Annotated in this window: 23 protein-coding genes; 6 read left to right on the top strand and 17 right to left on the bottom strand. The window is 67.0% G+C overall.

Features of this window, described 5'->3' with window-relative positions; translation table 11 throughout:
* Positions 1 to 56: 56 nt before the first annotated feature.
* Positions 57 to 251: a hypothetical protein gene (locus JMF86_RS30155; RefSeq protein WP_236593036.1), complete on the bottom strand. Its 195-nt coding sequence runs from the start codon at positions 249 to 251 to the stop codon at positions 57 to 59.
* Here JMF86_RS30155 and JMF86_RS30150 point away from each other — a divergent pair.
* From JMF86_RS30150 to JMF86_RS30135, 4 genes are read left to right on the top strand one after another with little or no spacing between them, the layout of a single operon-like run.
* A complete protein-coding gene (locus JMF86_RS30150) occupies positions 238 to 954 on the top strand; it encodes an ABC transporter permease (RefSeq protein ID WP_012337081.1) in 717 nt (238 codons plus the stop codon). The genes JMF86_RS30155 and JMF86_RS30150 overlap by 14 nt on opposite strands.
* On the top strand, positions 951 to 1,862 hold the full coding sequence (locus tag JMF86_RS30145; RefSeq protein ID WP_201317240.1) for a glycine betaine ABC transporter substrate-binding protein: 912 nt from the start codon (positions 951 to 953) through the stop codon (positions 1,860 to 1,862). The genes JMF86_RS30150 and JMF86_RS30145 overlap by 4 nt, the downstream gene beginning before the upstream one ends.
* An 11-nt stretch (positions 1,863 to 1,873) precedes the next feature.
* Positions 1,874 to 2,527 (top strand): ABC transporter permease, encoded by a 654-nt coding sequence (locus tag JMF86_RS30140; protein WP_027808151.1) that lies wholly within the window; start codon positions 1,874 to 1,876, stop codon positions 2,525 to 2,527.
* Positions 2,524 to 3,702 carry an ABC transporter ATP-binding protein gene (locus JMF86_RS30135; RefSeq protein ID WP_201317239.1) on the top strand — a complete coding sequence of 393 codons (1,179 nt, stop codon included), beginning with the start codon at positions 2,524 to 2,526 and terminating at the stop codon, positions 3,700 to 3,702. Before JMF86_RS30140 ends, JMF86_RS30135 begins: the two co-directional genes overlap by 4 nt.
* Before the next feature lie 155 nt (positions 3,703 to 3,857).
* Here JMF86_RS30135 and JMF86_RS30130 read toward each other — a convergent pair whose 3' ends face one another.
* Positions 3,858 to 4,235 carry a hypothetical protein gene (locus JMF86_RS30130; RefSeq protein WP_027808149.1) on the bottom strand — a complete coding sequence of 126 codons (378 nt, stop codon included), beginning with the start codon at positions 4,233 to 4,235 and terminating at the stop codon, positions 3,858 to 3,860.
* 293 nt (positions 4,236 to 4,528) lie between these two features.
* On the opposite strand from JMF86_RS30130, the gene JMF86_RS30125 reads away from it, so the two are divergent.
* Positions 4,529 to 5,509, top strand: a complete 981-nt coding sequence (locus JMF86_RS30125; RefSeq protein ID WP_011549284.1) for a helix-turn-helix domain-containing GNAT family N-acetyltransferase — start codon at positions 4,529 to 4,531, stop codon at positions 5,507 to 5,509.
* Between the two features lie 96 nt (positions 5,510 to 5,605).
* Here JMF86_RS30125 and JMF86_RS30120 read toward each other — a convergent pair whose 3' ends face one another.
* The 13 genes from JMF86_RS30120 to JMF86_RS30060 form a co-directional block, all read right to left on the bottom strand.
* Positions 5,606 to 6,163 carry an LOG family protein gene (locus JMF86_RS30120; RefSeq protein ID WP_236593034.1) on the bottom strand — a complete coding sequence of 186 codons (558 nt, stop codon included), beginning with the start codon at positions 6,161 to 6,163 and terminating at the stop codon, positions 5,606 to 5,608.
* A gap of 44 nt (positions 6,164 to 6,207) precedes the next feature.
* Complete coding sequence (locus JMF86_RS30115) at positions 6,208 to 7,455, bottom strand: MFS transporter (protein WP_201317237.1); 1,248 nt, start codon at positions 7,453 to 7,455, stop codon at positions 6,208 to 6,210.
* Between the two features lie 285 nt (positions 7,456 to 7,740).
* The gene (locus tag JMF86_RS30110; RefSeq protein WP_011549287.1) at positions 7,741 to 8,070 is read right to left on the bottom strand and encodes an H-NS family nucleoid-associated regulatory protein; all 330 of its coding nucleotides are present in this window, start codon (positions 8,068 to 8,070) and stop codon (positions 7,741 to 7,743) included.
* Between the two features lie 318 nt (positions 8,071 to 8,388).
* Positions 8,389 to 9,738 carry a reverse transcriptase family protein gene (locus JMF86_RS30105; protein ID WP_201317236.1) on the bottom strand — a complete coding sequence of 450 codons (1,350 nt, stop codon included), beginning with the start codon at positions 9,736 to 9,738 and terminating at the stop codon, positions 8,389 to 8,391.
* Positions 9,739 to 9,990: 252 nt separating this feature from the next.
* Positions 9,991 to 10,563 carry a hypothetical protein gene (locus JMF86_RS30100; protein WP_023476405.1) on the bottom strand — a complete coding sequence of 191 codons (573 nt, stop codon included), beginning with the start codon at positions 10,561 to 10,563 and terminating at the stop codon, positions 9,991 to 9,993.
* Positions 10,564 to 10,785: 222 nt separating this feature from the next.
* The gene (gene hutC / locus JMF86_RS30095) at positions 10,786 to 11,541 is read right to left on the bottom strand and encodes a histidine utilization repressor (protein ID WP_201317235.1); all 756 of its coding nucleotides are present in this window, start codon (positions 11,539 to 11,541) and stop codon (positions 10,786 to 10,788) included.
* A gap of 50 nt (positions 11,542 to 11,591) precedes the next feature.
* Positions 11,592 to 13,085: a histidine ammonia-lyase gene (hutH, locus tag JMF86_RS30090; RefSeq protein WP_200161136.1), complete on the bottom strand. Its 1,494-nt coding sequence runs from the start codon at positions 13,083 to 13,085 to the stop codon at positions 11,592 to 11,594.
* 7 nt (positions 13,086 to 13,092) lie between these two features.
* Entirely contained in the window at positions 13,093 to 13,884 is a 792-nt protein-coding gene (locus JMF86_RS30085) for an ABC transporter ATP-binding protein (protein ID WP_201317234.1), read from the bottom strand.
* A 27-nt stretch (positions 13,885 to 13,911) separates the two neighbouring features.
* Positions 13,912 to 14,658 carry an ABC transporter permease gene (locus JMF86_RS30080; protein ID WP_200161135.1) on the bottom strand — a complete coding sequence of 249 codons (747 nt, stop codon included), beginning with the start codon at positions 14,656 to 14,658 and terminating at the stop codon, positions 13,912 to 13,914.
* 12 nt (positions 14,659 to 14,670) lie between these two features.
* Positions 14,671 to 15,393 carry an ABC transporter permease gene (locus JMF86_RS30075; RefSeq protein WP_006481063.1) on the bottom strand — a complete coding sequence of 241 codons (723 nt, stop codon included), beginning with the start codon at positions 15,391 to 15,393 and terminating at the stop codon, positions 14,671 to 14,673.
* A gap of 100 nt (positions 15,394 to 15,493) precedes the next feature.
* Complete coding sequence (locus JMF86_RS30070; RefSeq protein WP_012337095.1) at positions 15,494 to 16,354, bottom strand: transporter substrate-binding domain-containing protein; 861 nt, start codon at positions 16,352 to 16,354, stop codon at positions 15,494 to 15,496.
* 517 nt (positions 16,355 to 16,871) lie between these two features.
* A complete protein-coding gene (locus JMF86_RS30065; RefSeq protein ID WP_201317251.1) occupies positions 16,872 to 17,837 on the bottom strand; it encodes an SDR family oxidoreductase in 966 nt (321 codons plus the stop codon).
* 307 nt (positions 17,838 to 18,144) lie between these two features.
* The gene (locus JMF86_RS30060) at positions 18,145 to 18,558 is read right to left on the bottom strand and encodes a DoxX family protein (RefSeq protein ID WP_006481060.1); all 414 of its coding nucleotides are present in this window, start codon (positions 18,556 to 18,558) and stop codon (positions 18,145 to 18,147) included.
* Between the two features lie 590 nt (positions 18,559 to 19,148).
* On the opposite strand from JMF86_RS30060, the gene JMF86_RS30055 reads away from it, so the two are divergent.
* Positions 19,149 to 21,374 (top strand): LamG-like jellyroll fold domain-containing protein, encoded by a 2,226-nt coding sequence (locus tag JMF86_RS30055; RefSeq protein WP_201317233.1) that lies wholly within the window; start codon positions 19,149 to 19,151, stop codon positions 21,372 to 21,374.
* A 223-nt stretch (positions 21,375 to 21,597) separates the two neighbouring features.
* Here the strand turns inward: JMF86_RS30055 and JMF86_RS30050 are convergent, their stop codons facing one another.
* Complete coding sequence (locus tag JMF86_RS30050; protein WP_027808142.1) at positions 21,598 to 22,440, bottom strand: formate/nitrite transporter family protein; 843 nt, start codon at positions 22,438 to 22,440, stop codon at positions 21,598 to 21,600.
* 370 nt (positions 22,441 to 22,810) lie between these two features.
* Positions 22,811 to 24,124, bottom strand: a complete 1,314-nt coding sequence (locus tag JMF86_RS30045) for a nitrate regulatory protein (RefSeq protein WP_201317232.1) — start codon at positions 24,122 to 24,124, stop codon at positions 22,811 to 22,813.
* Between the last annotated feature and the right edge of the window lie 20 nt (positions 24,125 to 24,144).

The following is a 24,144-nucleotide window of genomic DNA, read 5'->3' as shown; positions in this document are numbered from 1 at the left end:
GGTGCCCTGCTCGAACGCGCCTCGCCGTTACGGCGCCGCCGGGCTGAACCTGACAATCAGACGAACGCGTCGTTGCGTTCACCCGACCGCCAGCCGCACCTCGGTGCAGCCGGCAGCACTGTTTCCGTCAGTTCAATCGCGGCCATGCCGGGATCACGAACTTCCATCGCGACGCCATGCGGCGTCATCGCGGCGTGCGCCTGCGCGCGCCGCACCGAATCGAGGAGGCGTATCTTCATGACTCGACGCACTGTCCAGCTGGTGGGCAGCCTGGTAGCAATCATCGCCGTGGGATGGGCATTGGCGCGCGGCATCGGCGCCGAAACGTTCCATCAGCGCGCGGACGATCTCGCCTACTACGCGGGCCAGCACATGCTGCTGGTCGTCTATTCGATGACATTGGCCATCGCCGTGGGCGTGCCGGCCGGCGTGCTGCTGAGCCGGCCGCGATTCCAGCATCAGGCCGAGCGCTTCATGCAGGTCTTCAACATCGGCAACACGATCCCGTCGCTCGCGGTGCTCGCCATCGCGCTCGGCATCTTCGGCATCGGCAACGTGCCCGCGATCGTCGCGCTGTTCCTCGCGTCGCTGCTGCCCGTCACGCGCAATGCGTACGAAGGCATGAAGAACGTGCCGGCCGCGCTGCGCGAGGCCGCCAAGGGCATCGGCATGACCGGCTGGCAGTCGCTGGTTCGCGTGGAACTGCCCAATGCACTGCCGATCATCGTCGGCGGCGTGCGCACCGCGCTCGCGATCAACGTCGGGACGGCGCCACTCGCTTACCTGATCGGCGCGGACAGCCTCGGCTCGCTGATCTTCCCCGGCATCTACCTCGACAACCAGCCGCTGCTGCTGCTCGGCGCATCGCTCACCGCGATCCTCGCACTGGTGCTGGACGGCATCGTCGCGGCCGGCAGCCGCCATTGGCTCGCACGCCATGGAGGTGCCGCATGACGCTTCATCGCATCCTTCGATCGCTCGCACGCCTGTGCGCCGCCAGTGCGCTGTGCGTCGCGGCCAGCACGCCGGCATTCGCCGCGAAGCTCGTGCTCGGCGCGAAGAACTTCACCGAGCAATACGTGCTCGCGGAACTCACGTCGCAGTATCTGCGCTCGCGCGGCTACGACGTCGAAGTCCGCGCCGGGCTCGGCAGTACGCTCGCCCGCAGCGCGCTGGAGAACGGCCAGTTCGACCTGATGTGGGATTACACGGGTACCGCGGCGCTCGTCTACAACAAGATCCAGGACAAGCTGTCGCCCGAGGAAATGTACCGGCGCGTCAAGGCGCTCGACGTGCCGCGCGGGCTCGTGTGGCTCGACGCGTCGCCGCTCAACGACACCTACGCGATCGGCCTGCCGAGCCAGCTCGCGCAGGCCACCGGCATCCGGACGGTGTCGCAGCTCGCCGAGCACCTGAAGACCGATCCGGCGGCGAAGCATTACGTGTTCGGCATGGACGCGGAATTCGCGAATCGCCCCGATGGCCTCAAGCCGCTGCTCGCCGCCTACGGCATGCAGTTCAGCCGCGCGCAACTGAAACAGATGGACCCGGGGCTCGTCTATACGGCCCTGCACAACAACCAGTTGAAGATCGGCCTCGTCTACACGACCGACGGACGCGTGAAGGGCTTCGGCATCGTGCCGCTCGAGGACGACAGGCACTTCTTCCCGCCGTACAACGCGACGCCCGTGGTGCGCCAGGGCACGCTCGCGCACAACCCGAAGCTCGCGACGCAGCTCAACGCGCTGTCGGCCGCGCTCGACAACGACGCGATGCAGGCGATGGCCAAGGCGGTCGACCTCGACGGCAAATCGCCGCGCGACGTCGCCGACGAATTCCTGCGCACCCACCCGCTACCTTGAAGGAGCAACCGATGAGCGTATTCGACTATCTCGCTTCGAGCTGGCCCGAGCTGCTGCAGCTCACGCTGCAGCACATGTGGCTCGTCGCGATCGCCGTGGGCTGCGCGATCGTCGCCGGCGTACCGCTCGGCATCCTGATCAATCGCCACGACTGGCTCGCCGGGCCGCTGCTCGGCATTGCCACGCTCGTGCTCACGCTGCCGTCCATCGCGCTGTTCGGCCTGATGATCCCGTTGTTCTCGCGCTTCGGCCAGGGTATCGGCGCCGCACCCGCGATCACCGCCGTGTTCCTCTACTCGCTGCTGCCGATCATGCGCAACACGTACCTCGCGTTGCACAACGTGGATGGGGGAATCAAGGAAGCCGGCACCGGCATCGGCATGACGTCGTGGCAGCGCCTGCGCCTCGTCGAGCTGCCGCTGGCGGTGCCCGTGATTCTCGCGGGCGTGCGCACCGCGGTCGTGATGAACATCGGCGTGATGACGATCGCCGCCGTGATCGGCGCGGGCGGCCTCGGCACGCTGATCCTGCGTGCGATCGGACAGAGCAGCATGATGAAACTGCTGGTGGGCGCGGTGCTCGTGAGCCTGCTCGCGATCGTCGCCGACCGGCTGCTGCAGATGCTGCAACGTGCATTGACACCGAAGGGAGTGCAGAAGACATGATCGAACTCGACAAACTGACCAAGACCTTCACGCGCAAGGACGGCCAGGCCGTACGCGCGGTGGACTCCGTGAGCCTGTCGGTGCCCGAAGGGGAAATCTGCGTGTTCCTCGGCCCGTCGGGCTGCGGCAAGACCACCACGCTCAAGATGATCAACCGGCTGATCGCCGCGACCTCGGGCCGCGTGCTCATCAACGGCGAGGATACGGCGCAACTCAATGAAGTCGACCTGCGGCGTCACATAGGCTACGTGATCCAGCAGATCGGGCTGTTTCCGAACATGACGATCGAGGAAAACATCACCGTCGTGCCGCGCCTGCTCGGCTGGGGCAAGAAGCGCTGCGCCGAACGCGCGCGCGACCTGATGTCGATGGTCGCGCTCGACCCGAAGCTGTACCTGAAACGCTATCCGCGCGAGCTGTCGGGCGGGCAGCAGCAGCGCATCGGCGTGATTCGCGCGCTGGCCGCCGATCCGCCCGTGCTGCTGATGGACGAGCCGTTCGGCGCGGTCGATCCGATCAACCGCGAATCGATCCAGAACGAGTTCTTCCAGATGCAGCGGCAACTGAACAAGACCGTGATCATGGTGAGCCACGACATCGACGAAGCGATCAAGCTGGGCGATCGCATCGCCGTGTTCCGGCGCGGCCAGCTCGTGCAGTACGATCACCCCGACACGCTGCTGGCGCGCCCGCGCGACGAGTTCGTCGCGCAGTTCGTCGGCCAGGACAGCACGCTCAAGCGCCTGCTGCTCGTGAAGGCCGGCGACGCCGCCACGCAACCCGAAACGGCGCGCGTCGATACGCCACTCGCGCATGCCTTGGCGGTCATGGACGAAACCGACTGCCGCTATCTGACCGTGCTCGACGACGCGGGCCGGGCGCTCGGCTACGTGACGCGCCGCGCGGCACGCACCGACGGCGGCGGCGTGTGCGGCGAACGCGTGACGCCGTTCCCGGCCGGCGTCGCGGCGGACGACAACCTGCGCATCGTGCTGTCGAAGATGTATCAATACAGTGTGTCATGGATGCCGGTGCTCGACCCCGACGGTGCGTGGCTCGGCGAGATCACGCAGGATTCGATCGCCGCGTACCTCAGCTCGGGCCGATCGCGCCGGCAAACCGGCCAGCCGCCGGGCAGCCCGGCCGAGGCGGTGGCGGCGGTCGCCACGTCCTGAGTCGCGCCCGGACCGGCGCGTCGTGGCGCCGGCTTCGGGAAGCGGATCAATGCCGCGCGTTGCGGAAAAATGTCATCGCGTTCGTTCGAGCATCGCGCGTCAAAAACCGCTGCAATGACAACCGTCATCCGGTTTTCCGGCACACGCGATCCGCCTCAGCGCTGCGGCGTGCGGACTTTTCCGTCGACCTTCAACGTGCGCCGGTCGCGCGCGGCCTCGTATTCGACCGTCTGCGCCGGCGCGACCGCGCCATAGGATCGCCCGTTCACATAGACGACGCCGTCGCGCAACTCGATCCTGTCGCCGTCGACCGTCGCAGTAGCCCGGTCGCCCTGCAATACCGCGCCCGAACAACCGGCGGTCGAGAAGCTGCGGACCGAGGTGCCCGGCATCGCGCCGTTCCCGCCGGCCCGATCCGCCGCATGCGCGGCGCTGCACGGCGGCGCGTCCATCGCGCCGGCGGCATGGAGCGGCGCCGCCCCGATGCCGCTCCCGGCAAGCAACGCGATCGTCATCGGCAACAGCTTGTTCATGGTGATCTCCGTGGTCCGTGGTCCGCGTTCGTCGATCGAGGATCGGTCGATGCCCCTGCTCGCAGGCCGGCCAGCTCCGGCCAGTATGCGGCCACTTCGCCGCGCCGGGCCATCCGCTTCTGTACCAGTCGCGAGCGCGCCGTTCCGGCTGCCCCCCACGTCTCGTCGGCCTGGCCGTCCGGCCGCGCGCAAGCGCCACTGCGAAGCAATCGGTCCCGCATGAAAATCCGTCTTGCTCAAGTTGCGACTCGCAACTATTATTGATTGCGATACGCAACCTTTCAGGGGCAACCATGGACCTCATCGACGCACCGGCCAAGCCGCGCGACGCGACCATCCTCGAGCTGCGCGACTTCTCGCGCAAACTGGTGCGCGAGCTCGGCTTCATGCGTGCGACGCTGGCCGACAGCGACTGGGCGCCGTCGGCCGTGCACGCGATCCTCGAGATCGGGATGGCGCCCGGCATCAACGCGAAGGATCTCGGCGCGATCCTGCGGCTCGACAAGTCGAACACGAGCCGGCAACTCGCGCGGCTCGAAGCGGCCGGTGTCGTGGAGCGGCGCGTGTCGAGCGAGGACGCGCGCGCGATCGAGCTGTACCTGACCGCCGAAGGCAAAAAGCTTCAGAAAAGAATCGACACGTTCGCGACCGACCAGGTGTCGAATGCGCTGCGTCGCATGATTCCGGCCGACCAGCAGGCGCTGCTGCGTTCGCTCGCGCTGTATGCCGATGCGCTCGCCCAGGACAACGCGGCCAGGGCGAGCGTCGCGCCTGCCGACGCGCCGTCGATTCGCGAGGGCTATCAGCCCGGCTGCATCGGCGACATCGCGAGCCTGCATGCGCGCTTCTATGCGGAACACTGGGGTTTCGGCGCCTTCTTCGAACAACGCGTGGCGACCGAGCTGGCCGCCTTCGCGGGTGCGCTGCCGGCCGACGGCAAGGCGCTCTGGCTGTGCCAGGAAGACGGCCGGACGCTCGCGTCGCTCGCGATCGACGGCGACCCGGCGACGGGCGTCGCGCACCTGCGCTGGTTCATCGTCAACGACGCGTTGCGCGGCTCGGGCGTCGGGCGTCGGTTGATGACGCTCGCGATGCGTTTCGTCGACGAGTACCGGTTTCGCGAAACCTACCTGTGGACCTTCAAGGGGCTCGATGCCGCACGCCATCTGTACGAATCGTTCGGCTTTGCGCTGACGAGCGAAAGCGCGGGCACGCAGTGGGGGACCGAGGTCGTCGAGCAGCGCTTCAGCCGGCCCGGGCCGTCCGGCGGCTGAGATCGGCGGACGCCGTCGCTGCGCAGGTCGTCATGCGTTCTCGTCTTGAACGACACACGCGCATCCCGACGAAAGGAATCGCCTCGATCCCGTGAACTATCGGGCCGCCTGCGCCTGCTCCGCCGTAAACGCATCGTCGATGAACCGGATCACGTCGTCGAGCGACGACGTGCACACCGCGTCCGCGACAAGCGACCGAAACGCACCGTCCGGCCCGAAGCAGACTAGCGGCTTGCGCCAGCGCTGCGCGAGCGCAATTTCCTCGGCGGTACCGGGCCCGCCCGGCAGCGCGACGATCAGGTCGCTGCTCAGCACGTTCACGTAGTTGCGGTTGATCGTGTCCGGCGCGGCGCCCGGTTCGCGGCGCGGCAGCGGCGTGAGGACCGGGATGTCGACGAACGGATGCGGATAGCCGTCGAGCGGCACGAAACCCGCGACCGGATCGGCCTGCGTCGGCAGGATGCCGATCGACCGGCCGGCCCGACCGGGCACGCCGGCGAACGCGCGCGCGACCGCCAGCATCACGCCCTGCCCGCCGCCCGTCAGCAGGTTGAAGCCGGCCTGCGCGAGCCACGCGCCGAGCGGTTCCGAAAACGCGAGCCACGGCTCCTTGCCCGAGCCCATCACGCCGATCGTCCTGTTGTTCCGTTGCATCGTGGTTTCCGGTGAAATCGTGGCGGTGCATGCACGCACCGTGTTCATTCGAGCTCGACGCCCTTGAGCTCGGGGATCAGGAACAGCGTCGCGACCATGTCGAGCACGTACAGGCCGGCGAGCAGCGCGATGGCCGTCTGGAACGAGTAGTGCGCGGCGAGCGCGCCGACCGCGACCGGGCCGAAGCCGCCGACCGCGCGGCCGATGTTCCACAGCACGTTCTGCGCGGTCGCGCGTACGGCCGTCGGATAGCCTTCCGACATCAGCGTCCCGTAGCCGCCGACCATCCCGTTGACGAACATCCCCATCAGCGCGCCGGCCCACAGCATCGCCGTCGGGTCCGACAGCCGCGCATAGGCGATGACCGTCACGACCGAGCCGAGCTGGTACAGCAGGAACGTCGGCTTGCGGCCGATGCGGTCGGCCAGTTGGCCGAACACCCAGACGCCGATCATCATCCCGACGACGGTCGCCGCCGTCCACAGCCCCGATTTCGTCAGCGAGAAGCCCATCTGCTTCGACAGGAAGGTCGGCAGCCAGATCATGATCCCGTAGTAGCCGAAATTCTGGACCGAACACAGGATCACGATGCCGACGCTCGTGCGCGCGGTACGGGCGTCGGCGACGAGCATGCGGAACGCGTTGGATTTCGGCTGCGTCGCGCGCTGCACGAACGCTTCCGGCTCGTGCAGCTTGTTGCGCATCACCCACGCGAGCAGCGCGGGCAGCACGCCGACCACGAACATGCCGCGCCAGCCGATGTGAAGCAGCAGCAACGGCGTCAGCAGCGCGGCCAGCAGCACGCCGACCTGCCAGCCGAGCGCGACGTAGCACGACACGCGGGCGCGCTTGGCTGCCGGCCACGCTTCGGCCGCGAGCGCCATGCCGATCCCGAACTCGCCGCCGAGGCCGATGCCCGCGATGGTGCGATAGACGAGCAGATCCTCGAAGCCGCGCGCAAAAGCGCACAGGCCGGTGAAGATCGCGAACAGCAGGATCGTCCAGGTCAGCACCCGCACGCGCCCGTAGCGGTCGCTCAGCGCGCCGAACACGATGCCACCCGCGACCGCGCCGATCAGCGTCCACGTGACCAGGGCACCACCCTGCCCGGGTGTCAGGTGGAGCGCCGCCGTGATCGCCGGCAGCATGAAGCCGAGGATCAGCAGGTCGAAGCCGTCCATCGCATAGCCGATCGCCGAGCCGGCCAGCGCTTTCCACGCGTACGCCCCGACCTGCTCGACGCGCGGGGTCGACGGGCCGCCGAGCGCCGAAGATTTCATGTTTGCTGCCATGGTGTCCTGCCACGAATGTCCGGCGACATTCTAAGGCCTGTGCCCGCGAACGACGGGGGCGGACGCACGTCGGCCCGCGCTGGCGGGGCGGCAGGCGGAAAATGACAGGCAACGAACGGAAAAGAGAAAAAAGAAGGGAAAACGTCGATCCGGTGCGGCGGCGAGGCCGGCGATGTCGCGATCAGGCCGGACACCGGATGAAAGACAGCAGGCGGGCGGAGGATTGCCGGCCGGCCCGCCCGCGCGAACCGGGCGGCGCCGGATGGCCTTGCGATGCGACGGGCTTCAGCCCTGATCGTCCCCGGGCCACCAGGTCTTGGCCTCGCGATCGACCGCAAGCGTTTCGAGATCCTTGCCTTCGAGCCATTTCGGCCGCGGGCCGCGCCCCGACCATGAGCGGCCGGTCGACGGATCGTAGTACTTGGCAGGCGCCTTGCGCTTGCGCTGGACGATGTAGCCGAGCGCGCTCAGCACTTCCTGTTGCGAAATTCCCAGCAACTCGACCTGTTCCTTGAACGCCGCGAGCGCGGCCTGCTTCTCCTTCTGCTTCGCCTCTGACAGCTTGATGTTCAGGTCCCGAAGTTGTGCTTCGAGTTCCTGCAGGGCCTGGGTCATGTATTCATCCTCTTTGGGCATGTTTTTGCAAAAAGCTCCGATGGCCGAACCTACCACGAAGTTCAGCCGATCGGGGCTGTCAAATAGGTGAATCGTCCACCTGAGCCGGCATGATTGCGCGATGCGCACTAAACGACGTCGTGCGTCACTGACAGGCAAGGCCAGGCCGGCAAAGGCGGCGCCGCGTACGCATGCAAGGGGCGACGGCGGCGGCAAATGATCGCCGCGCGTGGCACGGGCGCGGCATGGCGCGAATGATAGCAGTGCGCGGCGTCGTGATGCAGAAGTCGCTGACCGGCGTCGCGCGGGCCCGACGGTTCAGCGATCGGCGCCGCCGGGCTCCCACGCGATCCGGTCGAACAGCGCGCGCAGCTTCGCGCCGCGCGCCGCGTTCAACGCCGCCGCATGCGCGACGCGTCCGGCCAGATGCGCACGAAAATCCGGATGCGCGTCGCGGTTCTGCGACGCCGGGCCATGCCGGATGCAATTGGTCAGGATGGCCTTCAGGCGATCGAACGCGTCGCGCGCCAGATTCGGATGACGGTTGACGACCACGCCGGCCAGTTGCTGACGCGCACCGCGCCACATCACGCGGGTCTTGCGCAATTGCAGCGCGAAACCTTCCTCGAGCGCGATCGCGGCGATCCGGATCTGCAGCCGCTCGATGTCGCGCGCGAGCGCGCCGCCGCCGGAGAACGCGAGATCGTCCGCATAGCGCGTGTAGGTCGCATCGAGCGAACGCGCGAGCGCGGCGAGCCGCAGGTCGAAGCGGAACGCGCACAGGTTCGCGAGCGCCGGCGACGTCGGCGCCCCCTGCGGCAGATGCCGTTCGCGATAGCGCTGACGGCCAATCCAGTCGAACCGGTCGCGCAGGTCCGGCGCGAGCAGCCGCGCCGACGGCACGCGATTGGTACACAGCCCGGTGAGCGTACGCGCGACTTCGGCCGGATACCCGAGCGTCGCGAACAGCGCATGGACGCGCGCGGCGCGCACCGACACGAAGAAATCCGCGAGATCGAAGCGCACGACGACATCGCGATCCGCATGCGGCGCCGCGAACGACACGATCCCGTGCCCCTTGCGAAAACCGTGTACCGCGCCGTGCGGCGCAATGCGATCGAGCAGCCCGTGCAGGATGCGGCGCTGCGCTTCGCGCAGCCGCCCTTTCGGGATTTCGACGAGGCGGCACCCGCCGCTGCGCTTGTCGACCGCGACGTACGTGTAGTGATGCAGCGGCGTGGCGCTGCTGCGCGCGTCGACACGCCAGTGATCGGCCAGCCAGTCGAGTTCCGGTGTGTTCACCCCGAGCCAGCCGGCGAGATCGCCGGGCGTCGGCCAGTGCGGCACGTCGCAGTCAGCGAGCGGCACGGGCAGCGGTCGCTGGATCAGCGGCCGCCGCACGATGCGGATCACCGCCGGCCGACGGTCGCCATACCATGCGCGCACGAACGCGGGCGCCTCGGCCAGGATTGCCGCGAGCGCGTCGGTGTCGGTATCGGCCCAGTCCGCGCCGAAGCGGGCGAGCGCGAGGTCCGCGCATTCGTGCGTCCACGGCGGTGCTTCGCCGAGCACGGCGGCCATCCGCGCGACGATGCCGTCGCGTTCGGGCGGACCGGCGAGCATCGCCTCGGCAATCGTGCGGATGGTGTCGCGCAGGGATGAGTGCATGGGAAACGGAGGCGGGACGATGAGTCAACGTGGCTGGTGCTGCGAGAGCCGTCGTTGCGCAACGCGCAACATGCGCACTTGCGACGCATCGGTGTATCGATCTGATCCACGGGGTAGCCCCGTGGTCCTGGAACATCGGCTGCCTGTTCCGGGCGTGTGCTTGACCCACCGCCCCGCGTCGCGACTTTAATCGGCGGCCGCGCCAGGTGTCAAATCGAGCCGGACGATGCGCGCCGCGCGGCGGCCTCGCGCTTATGCGCGCCGGCTGAACAGCTCGCTGAACGCGATCGGCGCCACGCCGATGCCGGCCAGGCCGTTCAGTATCGTCGCCCAGCTCGCGTCGGCCACGCTGACCGGAAACGACCGTACGCGATGGGCGAGCAGCCAGAAGGTGCGCGTCATGCCGTCGCTCATCGCGACCTCGTAGCCGCTTGCCGCCGCCCAGTAGCCGACCGAAGGCAACGTCACAGGTGCGTCGCGGCCGCTTCCGAACGCGGCGGCCGCCGTCGCGAACTTGCTGTCGAGCGACATGGCGCGGCGCGGTACGCAATCCTGCGAATTCTGTTTGGGGAACGTGGGGCTCGTCTCGAGCCAGCGGCGATAGAACGTCTCCGCGTCGATATGGACGACGAACCGCTCCGCGCCACCCGGCTCGGCCTTCAGATAGCAGTCCGCCTGGTTCGGCACGGGAACGCGCCACGTCGCGCGCTTCGCACTCAGGTCGACCAGTTCGCACGCCATCGACGGGCGCTGGGCGGGTATAGCGGCTCCGGATTCGCGCAGGTCCTGTGCGCGAAGGATGCCGTTACGAAGACGTGTCAGCATGGGCCCTCTCTCTTTCTCTCGATTTTTTCGCATGAGTCAGGGCCCGTCGTGCGATCCGCGCCGGCGCCGCGATGCGGTCGCCCGGTTCCCCGACGCTCCCGACCGAATCGGGAACCCGCGCAGTGTATCGCCTTTCGATGCAGGTACGACAGGGCTCCGTCACGCCCCATGCAGCGGCACCGGCCGGCACGGCTGACGCAGCAATCGGGCCACCCCGCTTCCCTACATGTTGCCCGCCAGATGAAACCGCGACGCCGGATGCCACAGCCTGACCGACGTGGCGACCTGATCGCCGACCCACGTACGGCGTCGCAACAGCAAGCACGGTTCGCCGATTTCCATCACGAGATGCCGACGCACCTGCGCATTGGGCTTCTCCGCGTAGATCCGGAACTCCGCGCGCTGGATCGGCGCCAGTCGCACCATGTAGTGATTCGGCGTCTCGAGCGTGAAGTCCTGTTCCAGATACGCGGGAAACAACGCCGGATTCACGTAGCGATCCTCGAACTGGATCGGTTCGTCCTCCTCGTAATGGACGATACGCGAATGAAACACGGGTCCGGCGCGCAACCCGAGCGCATCGATCGCGTCCGGGTCGACGCTGCGCTCGATCAGCAGCACGCGCGCACTGTGCCGGTGGCCGCGCTCGGCAATCTCGTCCGCGATGTTGCGGATCTCCAGCACCGTCGACTCGTAATGCCGGCGCTCGACGAACGTGCCGGCCCCCTGGATGCGGGTCAGCACGCGCTCGGCCGTCAGTTCGCGCAGCGCGCGCGACACCGTCATCCGCGCCACGCCAAATTCCTTGACCAGTTCGGCCTCGGTCGGGATCGCGCCGCCGGGCTTCCAGTCGCCCTTCGCGATCCGCTCGACGACGTAGCGCTTGATCTGCTGATAGGCCGGCAATGCCCGCGCCGGCACGGTGTCGGCCGATGCCGACGCCTGCCGGGCGTAAAGTCTGCGTTCCGTTTCGCTCATGCGCCCTCGACCGAATGAATGTAGGGTGATCGGCTCGCCGTTGACCGTCGTCATCGCAACGACGGCGGCACACCGGCGACGATGCCGGCCGCGATCGCGATATCGTCCGCGAGCGGCCGGTCGTCGTGATACGCCGGCGCACGTTCGCGCACGTGTCGCCACAGCGCGTCGGTCGATGCGGCGCGCCCCGTTTCGCCCGGCTGCAGATCGTACGCCTGCGCGGCGGCCAGCAGCTCGATCGCGAGCACGCGCGTCGTGTTCTCGATGATGTCGAGCGCTTTCAGCGCGGCCGGCGTCGCATGACACAGGTGATCTTCCTGCAGCCCCGACGTGATGCCGCCGTCGAGGCTCGCCGGCGCCGCGAGCCGCTGATTCTGCGCGACCAGCGCGACCGCCGTGTACTGCGCGATCATGAAACCCGAACAGCTGCCGCCCGGCGTGGCAAGAAACGCCGGCAGCCCGCTGACGAGCGGATTCACGAGCCGGTCGAGACGCCGCTCGGCAATCGCCGCGACCTGCGCCATCGCGCTCGCGAGGCTGTCCATCGCGAGCGCGATGCCGGCGCCGACCGCATGCGCCTGCGAATGCACGGCCGGCGCCTCGCGCGTGCCGGCGACGATCGGATTGTCGGTGACCGATGCGAGTTCGCGATCGACGACCTCCGCCGTGACGTCGAACACGTCGCGCGCCGCGCCATGCACGTGCGGAATCGTGCGCAGGCTGAGCGGGTCCTGCGTATGCCGGCCGTTCGCCGCGGCAAGCATGCCGCTGTCCGCCAGCAGCGCACGCAAACGGGCGCCGACCTGCCCGATACCGGGGGAAATCCGCAGCGCGAGCGAAGCCGGATCGAATGCGGCGAGTTGCCCGCCGAGGTTCTCGAAGCTCATCGCCGCGATCCAGTCGGCCCAGTCGAGCAACCGTTCCGCGCGGGCCAGCGCGAGCGCCGCCAGCCCCGTGACGCACGGCGTCCCGTTGACGAGGCTCAACCCTTCCTTCGCGCCGAGGACGAGCGGTTCGCGCCCGATGCGCCGCAGCGCCTCGTCGCCGCGGATGCGTTCGCCGCGATGGCGCGCACGGCCATGCCCGACGCAAACCAGCGCGACGTGCGCCATGTGGGTCAGGTACCCGACCGAGCCGTGCGCCGGCACTTCGGGAAGGCAATCGTGCTCGAGCAGCGCGACGAGCTGGTCGACGACGTCGGCACGCACGCCCGAATGCCCATGCGCATAGTTGTTGATCGCGGCCGCGATGATCGCGCGCGTTTCGGCCGCGCCGAGCGGCATGCCGACGCCCACCGCGTGACTCATCAGGATGTTGTGCGACAACGTGCTCTGCTGGGCCGGCGACACGATCACGTCGCACAGCGCGCCGACGCCGGTATTGACGCCGTAGGCGCGAATTCCGCGCGCGACGATCTCGTCGACGAGTTCGCGAGCGGCCACGACCCGCGCGCGCGTCTCGTCGGCCAATGCCAGGGGCTCGCCGGCCGCCACCGCCGCAACCTGTCGCCAGTCGAGCGGCTGCGCCGCACGGAATACGGTCATGGTAGCCTCAGTTCGTGGTGCGGTCGTGGTGGCTCGACACGAATTGCCGGAAGCGCTCGGAGGTCTGGCCGCCGAAGACTTCGTCGGGCGTCCCGTCCGTATCGACCTCGCCCTGATGCAGGAACATCGCGCGGTTCGACACGTGGCGTGCAAAGCCCATTTCGTGCGTGACGACCAGCATCGTGCGCCCCTCTTCCGCCAGCGAGCGCATCACGCGCAGCACCTCGCCGACCAGCTCCGGGTCGAGCGCCGACGTCGGTTCGTCGAACAGCATCACCTTCGGATGCATCGCCAGCGCGCGGGCAATGGCGACACGTTGCTGCTGGCCGCCCGACAGGTGCGCGGGATAGTAGCCGCGCTTGTCCGCGAGGCCAACGCGTGCGAGCAGCGCCTCGGCTTCCTCCACCGCTTCCGCGCGACTGCGCTTCTGCACCCGCAGCGGCCCTTCGACGAGGTTGTCAAGCACCGTCATGTGCGACCACAGGTTGAAGTTCTGGAACACCATGCCGAGCTGCGAGCGAATCCGGTCGACCTGGCGCCGGTCGCTCGGATGCAGCTTGCCGTCGCGTGCGCGCTTCATCGCCAGCTCTTCGCCCGCGAGCGCGACGGAGCCGTCGTCGGGGGTCTCGAGCAGGTTCAGGCAACGCAGGAACGTGCTCTTGCCCGATCCGCTCGCGCCGAGGATCGAGATGACGTCGCCCTCGTGCGCGTCGAGCGAAATGCCCTTCAGCACATGGTGATCGCCGAACGACTTGTGGATGTTTCTGACCGACAGCGCAACGGGAGCAGCGGTGTTCATCGGTTTCTCCTGGAAAGAATGGCGCGCTCAGGACGCGACGCGCCGGGCATTGCGGGTCGCCGCGGCAGGCGCGCCGGACGGCTTCGGCGCACGCAGGTGCCCCGAGAGCCGCCATTCGAGCGCGCCGAGCAGGCGCACGACGATGAAGTTCAGGCCCAGATAGATGATGGCCGCGCAGACGAACACTTCGGTCGTCCGGTAGGTTTGCTGAATGATCTGCTGCGCGACGCCCGTCACTTCCCATACCGTGACGAGGCTCGCCAGCGCGGTCGACTTGACGAGCAGCACGGCTTCGGTCGAATACGCGGGCAGACACTGGCGCAACGCGATCGGGCCGATCACGCGCCGCAGCAGCGAGAAGCCCGACAGGCCGATGGAATACCCGGCCTCGATCTGCCCGACCGGTACGGCCATCAGCCCACCGCGCAGGATCTCGGCCGTGTAGCCGGCCGTGCACAGCGCGAGCGACAGCACCGCGCAGACGTACGGCTCGCGCAGCAGCGGCCACATGAAGCTCTCGCGGATCACGCCGAACTGGCCGAGCCCGTAATACACGAGAAACATCTGGATCAGCAGCGGCGAGCCGCGAAACACGAGGATGTAGGCCCGCGCGAAGCGGTTCGGCAGCCAGCGCGGCGACACGCGCATCGTGACGATCACGAGCGACAGCAGGCCGCCGAGCACGAGCGATGCGAAGAACAGGCCGAGCGTGGTCGGCACGGCCGCGAGCAGCTGGCGCAGCGTATCGAGGAGAAAAGCGAAATCGATGGACATGCCCGTACTCCGTCAGTTGCGCGCGAAATTGCGGCGGAACGACCGGCCGACGATCGCCTCGGCCCGGTTGAACACACGGTTCGACAAGCCCGTCATCAGCAGATACAACGCACCGCCCGCGACGAAGAACACGAAGTACTGGTGAGTCGAATTGGCAGCGATCTGGCTCGTGCGCAGCAACTCGGCAAGACCGGTGACCGAGATCAGTGCGGAATCCTTCAGGCTCAGTTGCCACACGTTGCCGATACCGGGCAACGCGAAGCGCAGCACCTGCGGAACCAGGATGCGCCGCAGCACCATGCTGCGCGGCATGCCGATCGAGCGCGCCGCTTCGAGCTCGCCTTTCGACACGGCGAGCACCGCCGCGCGATAGACCTCTGCCTGATAGGCGCCCGAGATCATCCCGACCGCGAGCGCACCGATCACGAACGGCGGTACGCCGATGAAGCCTTCCGCGCCGAACCACTGGCCGACGGCCGTCACGAGCGTCGAGCCGCCGAAGTAGAACAGATAGATGACGAGCAGTTCGGGCACGCCGCGAAATACCGTCGTATACAGATCGCCGAGCAGGCGGAGGGTGCGGTAGCGCGACAGCTTCGCCGCCGCGATCGCCGCGCCGATCACGGCGCCGACCGCGAGCGCGGCGAGCGTCAGCGCGACCGTCATCAATGCGGCGAGCAGCAGCACACCGCCCCAGCCTTCGGTACCGAAGCCGAGCATTTCAAGAATCGCCATGCGTGCCTCCCTGCATGCGTTGAGTGAATCCGCTGGATGCGTGCCGCCGCGCCGCGCGTCGTTCGACGAACTTACGCGGCGGCGGCCGAACGCGCAGCGCTTACGGCGTGACGTCGGTCTTGAACCACTTGTCGGCGAGCTTCTTCACGGTGCCGTCCGCGAGCGCCGCGGCGATCGCCGTATCGAACTTCGTCTTCAGGTCGGCATCCTGCTTGCGGAACGCGAGCCCTTCGCCCGGCCCCCAGATCGGGCCGCCGAGCTTCGGCCCCGCGAGCACGATCGATGCGTTGTCCTTCTTCGCGTTGTTCGCCGCGTAGTACGTGACGTCGTCGAACGATGCATCGATGCGCCCGGCGACCAGATCGAGATCGCGTTCGGGCGACGTCTTGTACACGCGAATCGACGCGATGTCCTTGAAGCTGTCGTTGATGAATTTCGTGTAGACGGTGCCCGACTGGATACCGATCGTCTTGCCCTTCAGCTGCTTGCGCAGCGTGTCGACGGTAGGCTTGTCCGCGTTGGCGTCGCCTGTGAGCTTGACGATCGGTGCGCCGGGCGCGGCCTTCGGCAGGATCTTCGTATCGGTGACGGCGAACGTCGCCGGCGTCGCCGCATACGGACGCGAGAACAGCAGGATCTTTTCGCGCTCCGGCGTGATCGAAATGGCATCCATCAGGACATCGAACTTGCCGGCCTGCAGGCCCGGAATCATCCCGTCCCAGTCCTGCGCGACCATGTTGCACTGCACCTTGATGCGCTCGCACACGTTGGCGAGCAGCTCCGGCTCGAAACCGCCCAGCTTGCCGCCCGGCAGCGTGAGGTTCCACGGCGCGTAGCCGCCTTCGAGCGCGACCGTCACCGTCTTCCATTCCTTTGCCTGCACCGGCGCCGCGAGCGTTGCCGCCGCAGCCGCGATGACGCCGATCGTCCTGATTGCCCACTTGATGCGCTTGCCGTTCACGAGATTTCTCCTTGCGTTGAAGTTCGCCATCCCTTCGGTGCAGCAAGCCGCCTCAGGAATTTGTCTATACAAGCATGCAAGAAGAAAAACAGCGAGACAAGCGGTGATCAATAAAAACCGCGGAAACGCGGGAAATCCCCTAATTTCAAGGGTCTGGCGTGCATCGTCACGGGGAATTCCGGCACACGTTTGGTGCAATTCGAGCGGCCGAATCTCAAGGATGACTAGACAAATTTTGAATTCGACCACGAGGCCGCGCGACCCCGCGACGCATGTCTGAGGATTGGCGGCTCGCAATGCCTGCGCGTGGCCGCATCGATCGCGCCGTGCTGTGCGGCACCTGCGTCTGCATCGGCGTCGCGCGGCGCCATCGTCGGGGGGCGGATGCTTCGTTGGTCAAATGAATACCGGGCGGAAGATCGCCCGGCTGCCAGGTAGGCGGTGAACGGCGGCACGAACCTCAGCGAATCGGCTCGTTGATATCGGCGGGTGCCGCGAGCCGTGGCCGGTATCGCTCCTACAGCGCCCGCGGCGCGTCGCGCAGCACGGTCCGCAGCGCCGTATCGAACGGCGTCGCGTAATCGATCCCGAGCGCGCGCATGCGTGCGGCATCGAGATGGCAGTCGTACGGGCGCGGTGTCGCGTCGGTCGGCTGCGTGATCGGCGTGAGCGACGCGTCGATGCCGAGCGCGGTGGCAATTCGCTGCGCGATGTCGTACTTCGTCATCGGCTCCTCGCCCGACCAATGGCGAATGCCCGTGACGGATTCGCCCGCAAGATGGCGCAGCGTCAGGTCGCGGATGACCTGCGCGACGTCGGGCGTGTAAGTCGGGTAACGGATCGCCCATGCGTCCATGCCGACCGCGTCGGCGCCCGGCCGCGAAGACGCGACGACGGCCGGCACGAGGCTCGTGACGGCCGATTCGCTCCAGTCGGCGATCGGGCCGAACAGCAACGGCAGGCGCAGCACGCACGACAGCGGCGACGCGGCAAGCAGCGCGGCCTCGCCTTCGAGCTTGGTGCGGCCGTAGATGTTCAGCGGGTTCGGGGTCGCGTCTTCGCGGTAGGGCGCCGCCTTGCCGTCGAAGACGTAGTCGGTCGAAATGCCGAGCGTCCATGCGCCGTATCGCGTGGCGAGTGCGCCGATGCGGGCCGGTGCGGTGACGTTGATCGCGCGAGCCGCGGCCGGGTCGCGTTCGCAGACGTCGGGGCGGCGTTCGGCGGCGCAAAGAATCATCGCTGCCGGTCGGTGGGTTTCAAAAATGCGCTCGAGGGACGACTGGTCGAGGACGTCGAGCTCGGCGATGTTTTCCGGCGGCAACGCGAGCAGTTTTGCACCGGCGCTTTGCGGGTTCCGTATGGTGGCCAGCAGCGTCAACGACGATTCGCGAGCCAGGCAGGCGGCAACCGCACGGCCGAGCAGGCCGGAGGCGCCGATGAGGAGGACAGTGGAACGGCCCGTTGGCGAAATCTGGTTTGGCATGAGGTGGCGATCGATCACGGAAACGAAGGGATTATCGGGCCTATTGGATAACATGAACGGCTCGCATCCGGTCGCGAACATAATCGCCCCATTCTTCGCCCATTTCGCGCTGGCCAACAGCTTCGCGCAATACATGATCCGTGATGTAGATTCCGGCCGTGAGCGCATGCGCTGGCCGCCGTGCCTGGGCACGACGCCGATGCTGTCGTCGGCCCGCGCGCCGATCGCTCCGTCGCCCGCAAAAACAAAAGCCCGGCACGCTTGCGCGCACCGGGCTCCCGATACCGAACGGAAACGCCGTCCCGCGTTACTTCCGGTCAACCGAATACCGCCCCGGCCCGGTCAATGCGAGCAACAGCAGTCCACCGATGATGCTCACGTTCTTGTAGAAGTTGATCATCGCCATGTACTGCTCCATCCCCTGCAACGCCCAGTAGCGATGGCCGATCAGCGCGGTCGCGAGCGTATAGGCGGCGAACAGCAGTGCGAGCGGACGCGTATAGAAGCCGATCGCGATCAGCACGCCGCCGACCAGTTCGACCGCCACCGCGATCACGGCCGCGAGCTCGGGCGCCGGGTTCCCCGTCGACGCCATATACGCGACCGTGCCCGAAAAACCGTTCAGCTTCTGCCAGCCGAACAGCACGAACAGGATCATCATCAGCACGCGAGCCGCCAGCAGCAGCTCGTCCTTCTTCGACTCCAGCGAAACGTAACGCATGGCAAATCACCCTTGAATTGACGGTTTGATGCAGCCGGTGCCGCTGCGCGCCGAATCGGCGCGCGAAGCCGGCAACGGACCACTCTTCGCACGATCGGACGGCAAGCCGCATGGCCCGCTGCCGAAGAATCCGCCAGGCGACGCCGCGGCTGGCGGCGCACGCCGGATCGGTTCTGGCAAAGCACGGGTGCAGTCTACTGTCCCGCCAAGAATCATCAATCCTTCAAAACATGATTTGCTGTCTCGATTAAGTGGACAATCGGGAAAGCGCGACCCGTCATTCCGACGGCCGTGGTTCATCGCAAACAAAATTTGAACCGACGCAAACAAACTTGTGCCACGGCCTTTTGAGCAAAGAAAACTGCTCCATGCCGTACCGGGAAATAAAATCGTCGCCGCGCGTGGTATCGCGAAGACCGCATCAATTCCCCGCAGCGCCGGCCGTCGCAGTCACGCGATGTACCACCCTCGCGTTTGAACAGGCGATCGTCGATCGCGCGTGCAACTTCCGGAGGTGCTTTGTCACACCGACCGACTGTTGCGTAATCCATACTGTCGCGCAGTTCAACAAGACGACAGAGGAAATAAAGATGCCGAAACGGTTCGTGGAGCGTGCCAGCCTCGAGGAGTTGCCGAATCCCGCGCGTCGAGCGTTGTCGCTGGGCCTGGGGCTATTCCCAATGCTGCCGCTGCTGCCGGGACTCGGAGTCCAAGCGGCACGGGCCGCTGTTGCAGGTCCGGCGCGCGCGCCGGCTTCGGCGAGTGGTGTCTTCCGTCACCCGGGACTGCTGGTCACCGACGACGACTTCGCCCGCATCCGCGGCTACATCAAGGCCGGCCAGGAGCCGTGGGCGCACTGGTGGAGCACGCTGTGCGCCGAGCGCTTCGCTTCCCTCGACGCCCGACCTTTCCCGCTGGCGGGCGTCTACCGGGCCGATGGCAGCTCGCGGGACATGTACGTCGACATCTGGCGCGCCTGGAGCCTGGTCCTGCGATGGAAGCTGTCCGACCCGCAGGACAACCGCTATGCCGACAAGGCCGTGGAGTTCGTGGACGCCTGGGCGAACACGCTGAAGGTGGTTGGAACGGTGCCTCCCGGCTCGACCGCCCATGACGACCACACCTTCATCATCCTGGCCGGCATACAAGGCCATCAGTGGGCGCAGATCGGCGAAGTGCTGCGCACCTACCCAGGCTGGGCCCCGGCGAACCTGAAGCGATTCCAGGACATGCTGCTCAACGTCTTCGCCCCGGTATCGTCGTGGTTCCTCAGCGACGGGCGCATCGGGTCCCATGCCAACTGGGACATGGCCTCGATGGTGGGCGCCATGGCGATCGGTGTGTTCTGCGACAAGCCCGACCTGTACCGGCTGGCCTGCGACTGCTATGCGGGCAACAACCGCGGCACGCTCCGGAACTTCGGCAATGGCGCCATCGGGCATGGCGTGTACTTCATGCACCCGGGCCATTTCGGGCAGTGGGAGGAAAGCGGCCGCGACCAGGGCCACTCCACGCTGGGCATGTCGCTGGGCGGTGACCTGCTGGAGATCGCCTGGAACCAGGGCGACGATCTCTACGGGCTGTACAACAACCGCTTTCTCGCAGCGGCAGAGTATGTGGCGCGCTCGAACCTGCTCGACGAGAGCGGCAAGAACTACCCGATGCCCTATGTGCGCGAGAACAATCCGTCCCAGCCCCACCCGTCGTTCTGGACGCAAGTGAACTACGGTCAGATGGGCCGCAACTGCTGGGAGCCCATCTACAACCACTACGTCAACCGCCTGGGGCTGGCGGCGCCGAACGTCGCGCGCATGGTGAAGTTGTGCGAGCCGAAGTACGGGGGCAGCAGTGACGACGTCTGGTGGCCGACGCTTATTCATCGCCGCCCGGACTATGCCGGCTCCATGAAGCCGCCGTCTGGCCTCACGGCCTGCCTGCGCGGCAACCGCGTCGTGCTGTCGTGGTGGGGCAGCGTCGGCGCGACCTCGTACGAGATCAAGCGCGCAAGCCGGGCCAGCGGCCCCTTCAACCTGCTGGGCACGGTTTCGGCGAGCGAGGTGCTCACCTACAGCGATATACCGTCCAACGGCGTCTGGTTCTACCAGATCACGGCGCAGGGCGCTGGCGCCCCGGGAGCCGGCTCCAATGTGGTTCGTATCGCCGTTCCCGGCGAGGTCCGCCTGTCCCTGCCGCTGAACGACCCGAACGGCACCGGCACGCACGGCGCGCTGCGGACTGCCGCCGGCACCATGACCTTCATCGAGGGCAAGCTGCTGGACGGCGCGACCTGGGGCGACGGGCGCCGCAACGACGAGGCCATCGTGTTCGACGGTCTGAAGGCCGGCCTGCAGCTGCCGTCGGGCGTGTTCGGCGACCTCGACGACTTCAGCCTTTCCTTGTGGGTCTACGCGAATGGGTTGCACTGGGACAGCTGCGTGTTCTATGCAGGGCTCGACGCGAACGCAGCCATGTGCATCGCACCGCAGACCGGCTCAGGCACGCTGTGCTTCTCGATCTTTGGCGCGACATTCAAGGATTCACAGGTCGTGGCCGCGCCGTGGGCCCTGCCGATTCGACGCTGGGTCCATCTCGCGGTCACGCTGCAGGGCAATACCTGCCGCCTGTACGTCGACGGCACCGAGGCGGGGAAATCCGACGAAATCCTGCTGTCGCCGCGCCAGGTCGGCGACCAGGTCACGTTCCTTGGCCGCAATTGGGCGCATCCATCTTTCAACGGCCGCATCCAGGGCTTCCGCGTGTACGCAGGCGCATGGAGTGCCGCGGAGGTTGCAGCGATGGCCCGTGATGCGATGTGATACGACATCGCTCATCCCTGCCGGCAATGCCGGCGGGGACTGTGCGAAGTTGTTTTCGATCATGTCGTGCGCCCGGTCGGCCCCGCGCGCGACGACGCGCGTCGACGTGACCGTGATCGCGTCGTAGATCAGCCCCGACGCATCCGCCAACATGACGGTCGCGCGCCCCCCGGTGCGCATTTCAGCGCCTCGCCGGCAGTCGGTTGCGGCTTGCGCAGCGCGATCAGGCCTTGCGGGCGACGACACCCACCGGCGAAGCGGACGCGCGTTTCGGTGCGGTCTTGTAGTGCGTGCTGTACAGCGCCGCGCCGACGAACACCAGCCCGCCGACCAGGTTGCCGAGTACCGTCGGGATCTCATTCCACAGCAGATAGTCGACGACCGTGAAGTGGGCGCCGAGCATCAGGCCGGACGGGAACAGGAACATGTTCACGACCGAGTGCTCGAAGCCCATGTAGAAGAACACGAGGATCGGCATCCACATCGCGATCACCTTGCCGGGTACGGACGTCGACATCATCGCGGCGACCACGCCGGTCGACACCATCCAGTTGCACATCACGCCGCGCACGAACAGCGTGAGCATGCCGGCGGCGCCGTGCGCCGCATAACCGAGCGTGCGTGCTTCGCCGATGCCGCCGATCTTCTGTCCGATTGCGTTCGGCGCTTCCGAAAAGCCGAATGTGAAGATGATCGCCATGAACAGCGCAACCGTCAGCGCGCCCGCGAAATTGCCGAAGAACACCAGCGTCCAGTTGCGGAACACGCCACCCCAGGTCGCGCCGGGCCGGCGATCGATCACCGCGAGCGGCGCGAGCGTGAAGACGCCGGTGAGCAGGTCGAAGCCGAGCAGGTACAGCATGCAGAATCCCACCGGAAACAGCAGCGAACCGGCCAGTGCGTTGCCGGTGTTGATCGTGATGCTGACCGCGAAGGCGGCTGCGAGCGCGAGGATCGCGCCCGCCATGTACGCGCGAATCAGCGTATCGCGGGTCGACATCGACAGCTTCGATTCACCGGCATCGACCATCCTGGTGACGAATTCGTTGGGCGTGAGGTAGGCCATGGTGTGCGCTCGTAAAGTTGGACGGGCAAAAAAAACGCGCCAGGCACTCGCTCGACATGCGAGTGCCTGGCGCGGACGCTGTTATCCACGTGATCGGCCGCCACGGTTCGACATGGCGTGATCGTCAGGCCGCCATTAGCCCGACGAGCGAGATGTTCGCAATTCTCGTACCAGTGACGGGGATATCGCGATGCAGGCTGGCCGGACGCGAAATGCCGGGGAAGAAAGCCGCGGCCGATCGCAGCGAATCGCACTCGCGCGGTGCAAACTGCACCTCGCGCATGCGCTTCGGGCGCAGCCGCGGTGCGTGAAGCGCGGTGCGTTCCGGTCAGGTCGTGCCGTCGTCGTGCGGTGTGTCCGGCGCGCTTCGCTACGTACGACGTCGCACGGAAGGCTGCGCGTGCTCGTCGACGAATCGCTCGGGCGACGTCAGCGCGTCTTCCGCAATATCGGCAAGCGGCCGATTGCCGTCCATCGACGCTTTCTGCAGCATCCGATACGCTTCGTCCTCCCGAAGGCTGAAGCGCGTCATCAGCGTATTTTTCGCGCGCTGCACGAGCTTTCGTTCGTAGAGCGCGCGACGCGCCGCGTCGAGCTCGACCTCCGCGCCGGCCAGTCGCGCGGATTGCGACTCCAGCAGGGATTTCAGACTGGCGAGCGTCCCCACGTCGGAGCCGGAGAGGCGTTCCGGCAGTTCGTGAACCGCCGCGCGCGCCGACAACGGATCGCCGGCGAAGAACTGGGCGAGCGCCTGGGTATGCGGGGGCGGATTGTTCCGCAACTGCGCCATCAGGCGCTCGGAGTCGTGCAGCGTTCGGTGCGCGTCTTCGATTCGCGCGTTGCACGTTTCCTGCACCTGCAGCGTCAGCGCAATCTGAAGATGCCAGAGATCATCGATGCGGGCGCTCGCGGCGTCGAACCATGCTTCGCTCAGGACGGCGTCGAGCGCATCGCCGGCGTGCGCCGTGCACAGTACGCGGCGCAGCTTCTCGAGCGCCGCCATGTGCGGCTCCGTCATGCGGGTTTCCCACCATGCGCTTTGCGCCGTGTTTGCGAAGCTCGCGAAGACTTCGAGACTGCGCTCCTGCGCGGCTATCAGATACAGCAGGCGCTGCTGCTGATCCGCCGAAAACGTGCCCGCCGCGAACATGTGCGCGCCGACGGCACGTTCCTGTCCCGCTTCCTCCTTGCCCTCGACGACATGGACGAGGGCAATCAGCATGCGCGACACCGACGGGTCCGCCGCACTGTCGGCAAACTGGAAAATCAGCTCCACCAGGCCGCCGATCACGGTACTGAACGCCTGGACGGAATCCGGCGCCGACAGCGCAAGATGGTCGATCTGTTCGCGCAGCACATCCAGCGATTCCAGGTCGAGCAGCACCCAGGCGATCAGCGACAACAGGCGCGACGTCGAGCCGCGCGCCGGCGTCAGTTCCAGGTCCAGGCGCTCGCGCAACTGCGCGACGAGCGGCACCGATTCGCCGCGCGAAGCCGCGCGTTCGGCGACGAAGCGCTTGCCGCTCGACGCCAGATAGATGCTGGTGGCGCCGCGCTCGCGCTGCAGCGCATGGATCAGGCGGCCGAGCAGGTCGACCAATTCGATCTGCTCGGCCAGGTGGCGCAGGGACGCGATTTCCTGATGCTTGGCGAGCAGCGCGAATTGCAGGGCGGTGGCGGGCATGGTGGAGACTGACCGTCGAC

This window comes from Burkholderia sp. E168m15, assembly GCF_016586105.1.
In the GTDB taxonomy this organism is placed as follows: domain Bacteria; phylum Pseudomonadota; class Gammaproteobacteria; order Burkholderiales; family Burkholderiaceae; genus Burkholderia; species Burkholderia orbicola.
Note: the sequence above shows the minus strand (reverse complement) of the source record. Positions and strands in the feature narration are given on the sequence as shown.

Bases quoted from the DNA above. Each gene is read 5' to 3' on its own strand.
- JMF86_RS30150 (WP_012337081.1), top strand. From the start codon at position 238: ATGACTCGACGCACTGTCCAGCTGGTGGGCAGCCTGGTAGCAATCATC.
- JMF86_RS30145 (WP_201317240.1), top strand. From the start codon at position 951: ATGACGCTTCATCGCATCCTTCGATCGCTCGCACGCCTGTGCGCCGCC.
- JMF86_RS30140 (WP_027808151.1), top strand. From the start codon at position 1,874: ATGAGCGTATTCGACTATCTCGCTTCGAGCTGGCCCGAGCTGCTGCAG.
- JMF86_RS30135 (WP_201317239.1), top strand. From the start codon at position 2,524: ATGATCGAACTCGACAAACTGACCAAGACCTTCACGCGCAAGGACGGC.
- JMF86_RS30130 (WP_027808149.1), bottom strand. From the start codon at position 4,235: ATGAACAAGCTGTTGCCGATGACGATCGCGTTGCTTGCCGGGAGCGGC.
- JMF86_RS30125 (WP_011549284.1), top strand. From the start codon at position 4,529: ATGGACCTCATCGACGCACCGGCCAAGCCGCGCGACGCGACCATCCTC.
- JMF86_RS30120 (WP_236593034.1), bottom strand. From the start codon at position 6,163: ATGCAACGGAACAACAGGACGATCGGCGTGATGGGCTCGGGCAAGGAG.
- JMF86_RS30115 (WP_201317237.1), bottom strand. From the start codon at position 7,455: ATGGCAGCAAACATGAAATCTTCGGCGCTCGGCGGCCCGTCGACCCCG.
- JMF86_RS30110 (WP_011549287.1), bottom strand. From the start codon at position 8,070: ATGACCCAGGCCCTGCAGGAACTCGAAGCACAACTTCGGGACCTGAAC.
- JMF86_RS30105 (WP_201317236.1), bottom strand. From the start codon at position 9,738: ATGCACTCATCCCTGCGCGACACCATCCGCACGATTGCCGAGGCGATG.
- JMF86_RS30100 (WP_023476405.1), bottom strand. From the start codon at position 10,563: ATGCTGACACGTCTTCGTAACGGCATCCTTCGCGCACAGGACCTGCGC.
- hutC (WP_201317235.1), bottom strand. From the start codon at position 11,541: ATGAGCGAAACGGAACGCAGACTTTACGCCCGGCAGGCGTCGGCATCG.
- hutH (WP_200161136.1), bottom strand. From the start codon at position 13,085: ATGACCGTATTCCGTGCGGCGCAGCCGCTCGACTGGCGACAGGTTGCG.
- JMF86_RS30085 (WP_201317234.1), bottom strand. From the start codon at position 13,884: ATGAACACCGCTGCTCCCGTTGCGCTGTCGGTCAGAAACATCCACAAG.
- JMF86_RS30080 (WP_200161135.1), bottom strand. From the start codon at position 14,658: ATGTCCATCGATTTCGCTTTTCTCCTCGATACGCTGCGCCAGCTGCTC.
- JMF86_RS30075 (WP_006481063.1), bottom strand. From the start codon at position 15,393: ATGGCGATTCTTGAAATGCTCGGCTTCGGTACCGAAGGCTGGGGCGGT.
- JMF86_RS30065 (WP_201317251.1), bottom strand. From the start codon at position 17,837: ATGCCAAACCAGATTTCGCCAACGGGCCGTTCCACTGTCCTCCTCATC.
- JMF86_RS30060 (WP_006481060.1), bottom strand. From the start codon at position 18,558: ATGCGTTACGTTTCGCTGGAGTCGAAGAAGGACGAGCTGCTGCTGGCG.
- JMF86_RS30055 (WP_201317233.1), top strand. From the start codon at position 19,149: ATGCCGAAACGGTTCGTGGAGCGTGCCAGCCTCGAGGAGTTGCCGAAT.
- JMF86_RS30050 (WP_027808142.1), bottom strand. From the start codon at position 22,440: ATGGCCTACCTCACGCCCAACGAATTCGTCACCAGGATGGTCGATGCC.
- JMF86_RS30045 (WP_201317232.1), bottom strand. From the start codon at position 24,124: ATGCCCGCCACCGCCCTGCAATTCGCGCTGCTCGCCAAGCATCAGGAA.